This is a genomic window from Bradyrhizobium sacchari, assembly GCF_002068095.1.
In the GTDB taxonomy this organism is placed as follows: Bacteria; Pseudomonadota; Alphaproteobacteria; order Rhizobiales; family Xanthobacteraceae; genus Bradyrhizobium; species Bradyrhizobium sacchari.
In genome coordinates, this window is the sequence record NZ_LWIG01000052.1 from 9,227 (window position 1) to 15,169 (window position 5,943).

Consider the following 5,943-nt stretch of genomic DNA (forward strand, 5'->3'; position numbering starts at 1 on the left):
GGCGGTCGCCGTCGCACGCGCCGGTTTTGCCGCCTGGAGCCGGACCCCTGCGGGCACACGTGCGGCGGCGCTGGAGCAGGCCGCGCATCTGCTGGAGAGCCGGGCCGCGCACTTCATCGCATTGCTCCAGCGCGAGGGCGGCAAGACGCTCGACGATGCGCTGTCGGAGCTGCGCGAGGCCGCCGATTTCTGCCGCTATTACGCCGCGCAGGGCCGCAAGCTGTTCGGCGCCGATGCCGCCATGCCGGGCCCGACCGGCGAAAGCAACGCGCTTGGCCTGCGCGGCCGCGGCGTCTTCGTCGCGATCTCGCCCTGGAATTTTCCGCTGGCGATCTTCCTCGGCCAGGTCACGGCGGCGCTGATGGCCGGCAACAGCGTCGTGGCAAAACCGGCCGAGCAGACGCCGCGCATCGCGCGCGAGGCGGTCGTCCTGCTGCACGAGGCCGGCATCCCCAGGAGCGCGCTGCATCTCGTCACCGGCGACGGCCGCATTGGCGCGGTGCTGACCGCGCACCAGGATATCGCCGGCGTCGTCTTCACCGGCTCGACCGAGGTCGCGCGCAGCATCAACCGGACGCTGGCTGCCAAGGATGGGCCGATCGTGCCGCTGATCGCGGAGACTGGCGGCATCAATGCCATGATTGCGGATGCGACCGCGCTGCCTGAGCAGGTCGCCGACGACGTCGTGACCTCCGCGTTCCGTTCAGCCGGTCAGCGCTGCTCCGCGCTGCGGCTTTTGTTCGTGCAGGAGGACGTTGCCGACCGCATGATCGAGATGATCGCGGGCGCGGCGCGGGAGCTCAGAATCGGCGATCCGCTTGAGGTCGCAACTCATATCGGGCCGGTGATCGACGCCGAGGCCAAGCAGCGCCTCGATGCGCATATCACGCGGATGAAGAGCGAGGCACGGCTGCACTTCGCGGGCTCAGCGCCTGAAGGCTGCTTCGTCGCCCCGCATATCTTCGAGCTCAGGGACGCCGGCCAGCTCACCGAGGAGGTGTTCGGCCCGATCCTGCATGTGGTTCGCTATCGCGCCGAGAACCTCGAGCGTGTGCTGCAGGCGATCGAGCGCACCGGCTACGGCCTCACGCTCGGCGTCCATTCCCGTATCGACGACACGATCGAAGGCATCATCGACCGCGTCCAGGTCGGCAACATCTACGTCAACCGCAACATGATCGGCGCCGTGGTCGGCGTGCAGCCATTCGGCGGCAACGGCCTGTCCGGAACCGGCCCAAAGGCCGGCGGCCCCCACTACCTCGCACGGTTTGCGACCGAGCAGACGGTGACCATCAACACCGCGGCCGCCGGCGGCAACGCTGCCCTGCTTGCGGGGGAGGAGTGAGGCCCTGCGCCCGGCGCCGTTGCATCCCGGCAAAACATCGGTCTAATGCTGCCCCGATGGGCCTCGCGCCAATTCCAGCGCGCGGGAAACGACAAGAGTGAGGGAGCAACGCCGCGATGGAGAAGGGCATTTTTGCGGGGCTGAAGGTTCTGGACTGCGCGAGCTTCATCGCAGCGCCCGCGGCCGCGACCGTGCTGTCGGATTTCGGCGCCGACGTCATCAAGATCGAGCCGCCCGGCACCGGGGACCCCTACCGCAACCTGCCCAACATTCCGGGCTATCCGAGCAGCGAGCACAATTACGCCTGGCTGCTGGAGGCCCGCAACAAGAAGAGCATCGCGCTCGACCTCGCCAAGCCCGAGGCACAGGCCGTGCTCTACAAGCTGGTGGAGGAGGCCGACGTCTTCATCACCAACATGCTGCCGCCGGTGCGCGTCAAGCTCGGCATCACCTACGACCATCTCGCCCATCTCAACGACCGGCTGATCTACGCCTCCTTCACCGGCTATGGCGAGAAGGGCGAGGAAGCCAACAAGCCCGGCTTCGACAGCAACGCCTATTGGGCGCGCTCCGGCCTGATGGACCTAGTCCGCGCCGATCTCGATACGACGCCTGCCCGCTCGGTCGCCGGCATGGGCGACCATCCCTGCGCCATGGCGCTGTACAGCGCCATCGTCACGGCGCTATATCAGCGCGAAAAGACCGGCAAGGGCTCGCATGTCGCCTCCAATCTGATGGCGAACGGGATATGGGCGGCGAGCGTGCTGGCGCAGGCAAAGCTGAGCGGCGCCAAATTCGCCGCGCGACGGCCCCGTGAGCGCGCGCTCAACGCGGTCGCCAACCACTATCAGTGCAAGGACGGCCGCTGGCTGATCCTGTCGCTGCTGAGCGAGGAGAAGCAGTTTCCGACGCTGGCCAAGTGCCTCGGACGCGAAGACCTCATCACCGATCCGCGTTTCGCGACCAAGGCGGACCGCCACGCCCGCTCTGTCGAGCTGATCAGGATATTTGACGAGACGTTTGCCACCAAGGACCTCGCCGAATGGCGCAAGCTCCTCGACGGCAATGGCCTGGTGTTCGGCATCGTCGGCATTCTCGACGACATCCCCAACGACAAGCAGATGCTCGACAACGAGGTACTGGTGCCGTTCGAGAACGACACCATGCTCACCATCTCCAGCCCGATCTGGATCGACGGCGCAAAGAAGGTCCAGCCGCGCAAGCCGCCCGCTGTGGGCGAGCACAGTGACGAGATTTTGCGCGAGGCGGGATACGACGAGGCGGCGATCAAGCAGCTGCGGTCGAAGGGGGCAGTGGGGTAGGCGCATCGCCCTAACCCCGTCATTGCGAGCGCGGCGAAGCAATCCAGTATCCCACCGCGGATGCATTGCTGGATTGCTTCGCTGCGCTCGCAATGACGACGAAGGACCATCTCGCTATAACAAACGGCAAACACCATCTCCGCGAGGTCCCATGCCCAGTTACCGCCTGCACTACTTCCCCGAATCCGGCAACAGCTACAAGCTGGCGCTGATGCTGACGCTTTGCGGCGCGAGGTTCGAGCCGGTGTGGACCGATTTCGGCGGCGGCGTCACGCGCACACCGGAATGGCGCAAGGCCGTCAACGAGATGGGCGAGATTCCCGTGCTCGAAGTGGACGGCGTGAAGATGACGCAGACTGCGCCGCTCCTCTTGAGGCTCGCCGAGCAATACGGCCGCTTCGGCGCCGACACCGAGGAGGAGAAGTTCGAGCTGCTGCGCTGGCTGTTCTGGGACAACCACAAGCTCACCGGCTACATGGCGACCTATCGCTTCATGCGCGCCTTCACCGAGAAGAACGACCCGCAGGTGCTGAAGCATTTCCGCCGGCGGCTCGACGATTTCCTCGGCATTCTCGACGGACATCTCCAGCACAACGCCTTCGCGATCGGAACCAAGCCGACGGTCGCCGACATCTCGATGATGGCCTATCTGCACTATCCAAGCGACGAGCACGGCTTCGATTTCGCGCAGAGCCATCCCGCCATTCACGCCTGGCTCGGCCGCATGGCCGCACTGCCCGGCTGGAAGCCGGCTTATGAGCTGCTGCCGGGAAGGCGGATGACGAACTACGCGAAGTGAGCTGCGTCGCACTTTCCCTCTCCCCGCAAGCGAGGCGAGGCGAACCTGCGGCTCGTTCCGAGATTCAGACGAGAGAGATCTTACCTCAGCGACAGCCAGCCGAGCGTGAACAGGATCCCGCCGATGATGAAGGCCGCCGCGACCGCCCAGGAGCTGACGCGGACGCTGCCGGTGATCTGCTTGGTTTCCTCGTTGCGCGCGATCTCGCGATTGCGCTCCTTATTGGCCTCGCTCGTGTCCGTCATGGATCATCCGAACCTGTTGGGGGTCGAACCTAACGCGTCTTGATGAAGCACATGCCGATGCGGCGCGAGGCCGCGGCAGCCTGACAGGTCAAGCCTGTAGCACAGCTCCATGACGTAAAACTCTCATCCCGCGTTCCCGATCCCGCATTTTGCAGGGAACAATGCGCGCCCCAGCCGTCCTGATATTCGGTGCCGACGAGTTCGGCGCTGCCGCGGGTCTGCGGCCGGCTGGCAAATCCGCGTGAGAAATCAGGGCGTTTGCCTGCGGCGAACGCGGCCAGGATGTCGCGGCGGCGGACCTGGTCGCCGATGAAATGCGGCGAGGCCGGCACGATGGTGGAATTGGACGGCTTGTCCGCGAGCCAGTCGACGCCCGGGAAATGGAAGCCGCCGATGCCGCGGGTCTGGTGGCAGCCGGCGCATGTGACGTCGTTGAGACGCCGCTGGAAGCCCGCGACCGAGCGGATGTTCTGCAGCTCACCCTGCGCGGCGGCCTGCTTCAGCGCGCCGACCACGTCGTTGTCGGTGAAGACAGGATCACTTCTGCCCTCCCCCTGCATCAGGCCGAACTCCGGCTGCATCACTGAGGCATCGAGGCCCGCCGGCGTCGGCACGACCGCGGCTTTGGCGAGGAATTTCTCGGGGATCAGGACAGTGCCGCGATCGAACTCACGAAGATTTTCGGGCGCGAGCAGCCACGCCCTGAAATCGCTCCGAAGGGCGTCGTCCGCAACAATCCGGTCGCGGTCGATCTGGTTCTCCAGCGTCGATTCCTCGAACGTCTTCGTGGTCGCGTTGTACTTGAACACCTTGAGCAGATAGTCCGAGCGGAAATCGTGCAGCGCCGATTTCGGCGCGATCGAGATCTGGATGTTGGTCTCGATGCGATCGAGCATCGTCTCGTAAGGATAGAAGCCGCTTCCGATCAGCCCCTGCCAGTCGCCATTGTCGAGCCAGCGCCGCGCGACCTCAGCGCAGCTGACTGGCTTGCCGATGCCATCGGCTTGGCGCGGGTCGCGCGCCTTCAGCACCAGATTGAACGTCATCGGCAGGCGCGTAGCGGTCTTGCTCCCGTCGGGCTTGGCCTCGAAACGCGCCAGCCGATAGATCAAGCGGATCTCGCCGCAGGACTCCTCCGACACATAGGCGCGGTCCATGCGGTTGACGATGCCGGCCAGCACGAAGCGCGTGTCGCGGGATTTCAGATTGGCCCGATCGAACAGCTGCACGTCAAAACCTTCGCCGACGCCGATAGTCTCGGTCGGCCAGGCCGTCTTCTGCTGCGCGACATAACGATCGATCTCGGCGTCGATGGCGGCGGGAATTTGTTTGAGCTGCGGCAGCCAGGAGAACAGCAGATCGTTGGTCAGCGGAAAGTTGGCGTTCCGCTCCGGCCAAAGCAGGCGCGAGATCGTCAGCACATCGTGCTCGTCCAGCTTGCGCAAGACATCGGGATCGGTGATCGCGGTGCCGCGCGTCAGCTGCGTAGTCTCCGCGGCCCATAGCGACATGACGCCGCCGAAGAACACGACGACAGCAAGGAGAATTCGCAAGGCGCGGCTCATGCCACCAGTAACACCGCGCAGGGACACCTATTCAAGCAAAAAGGCGCTTCACATGGTGGTGAAGCGCCTCTTCGAAAGTCGAATATCGAACGCTCAGCGCGCGACGATCAGGCCCTTGCTGGTGACGACCACCCAGCGGCCGTCCTGGCGGCGGATGGCATCGACGCGGCCGACGCCGGGGATGGGATCGCCGGCATAGACCTCGTAGAGGCCGTCGCGGCCTTCGATCAGCGCGCCGCCATTGGCGACATCGCGCAGGCGCCAGCCTTCGAGCGTCGGCAGGCGGCCGACCTCGGTCTTGGGCGCGGCGGGTACGGGAGCCGGAGCGGCAGCAGCGGTCGCAACCTGAGTCGTCGGCGCGATCGAGCCGGTGGTCTCCTTGGCAGGTGCCGCAGCGGCCTGCGCGGGGGCGGCGGGCGGCGTAGCGCGAAGCTTGTCGACGGTCTCGGACAGTTTTGCCAGCTTCGCCATCGGCTCGGCCTGCGCCTTCTCGAGCTTGTCGAGGCGATCGTTGGCGCGGTTGAACTGGCTGAGGCCAGTCTTGTTGGTGTGCTCGACATTCGCCTTGAGCGCGACGAGGTCGGCATCGATCCGGGCGACGGACGCATCCAGCGCGCTGGTGTCGGCGACCTGCACCGGGGCGGCGGGCGGGGCGGCGAAATGCATC

5 protein-coding genes and 1 pseudogene are annotated in these 5,943 nt (G+C 65.7%); 3 read left to right on the top strand and 3 right to left on the bottom strand.

The window, feature by feature from the left end; translation table 11 throughout:
* From putA to A5906_RS32140, 3 genes are all read left to right on the top strand, one after another.
* Positions 1–1,345, top strand: a 1,345-nt coding sequence (gene putA / locus A5906_RS45470; RefSeq protein WP_245327027.1) for a bifunctional proline dehydrogenase/L-glutamate gamma-semialdehyde dehydrogenase PutA, incomplete at its 5' end; no start/stop codon positions are given.
* 116 nt (positions 1,346–1,461) lie between these two features.
* Positions 1,462–2,667 (top strand): CaiB/BaiF CoA transferase family protein, encoded by a 1,206-nt coding sequence (locus tag A5906_RS32135; RefSeq protein ID WP_080139164.1) that lies wholly within the window; start codon positions 1,462–1,464, stop codon positions 2,665–2,667.
* A 151-nt stretch (positions 2,668–2,818) separates the two neighbouring features.
* Positions 2,819–3,466 carry a glutathione S-transferase family protein gene (locus A5906_RS32140; RefSeq protein WP_080139165.1) on the top strand — a complete coding sequence of 216 codons (648 nt, stop codon included), beginning with the start codon at positions 2,819–2,821 and terminating at the stop codon, positions 3,464–3,466.
* Positions 3,467–3,546: 80 nt separating this feature from the next.
* On the opposite strand, the gene A5906_RS43335 is transcribed toward A5906_RS32140, so the two are convergent.
* The 3 genes and pseudogenes from A5906_RS43335 to A5906_RS45475 form a co-directional block, all read right to left on the bottom strand.
* Positions 3,547–3,711 carry a hypothetical protein gene (locus tag A5906_RS43335; RefSeq protein ID WP_167523723.1) on the bottom strand — a complete coding sequence of 55 codons (165 nt, stop codon included), beginning with the start codon at positions 3,709–3,711 and terminating at the stop codon, positions 3,547–3,549.
* A gap of 29 nt (positions 3,712–3,740) precedes the next feature.
* The gene (locus A5906_RS32145) at positions 3,741–5,276 is read right to left on the bottom strand and encodes a hypothetical protein (RefSeq protein WP_080139166.1); all 1,536 of its coding nucleotides are present in this window, start codon (positions 5,274–5,276) and stop codon (positions 3,741–3,743) included.
* A 93-nt stretch (positions 5,277–5,369) separates the two neighbouring features.
* Positions 5,370–5,943, bottom strand: a pseudogene (locus tag A5906_RS45475) (hypothetical protein); the annotation flags it as partial.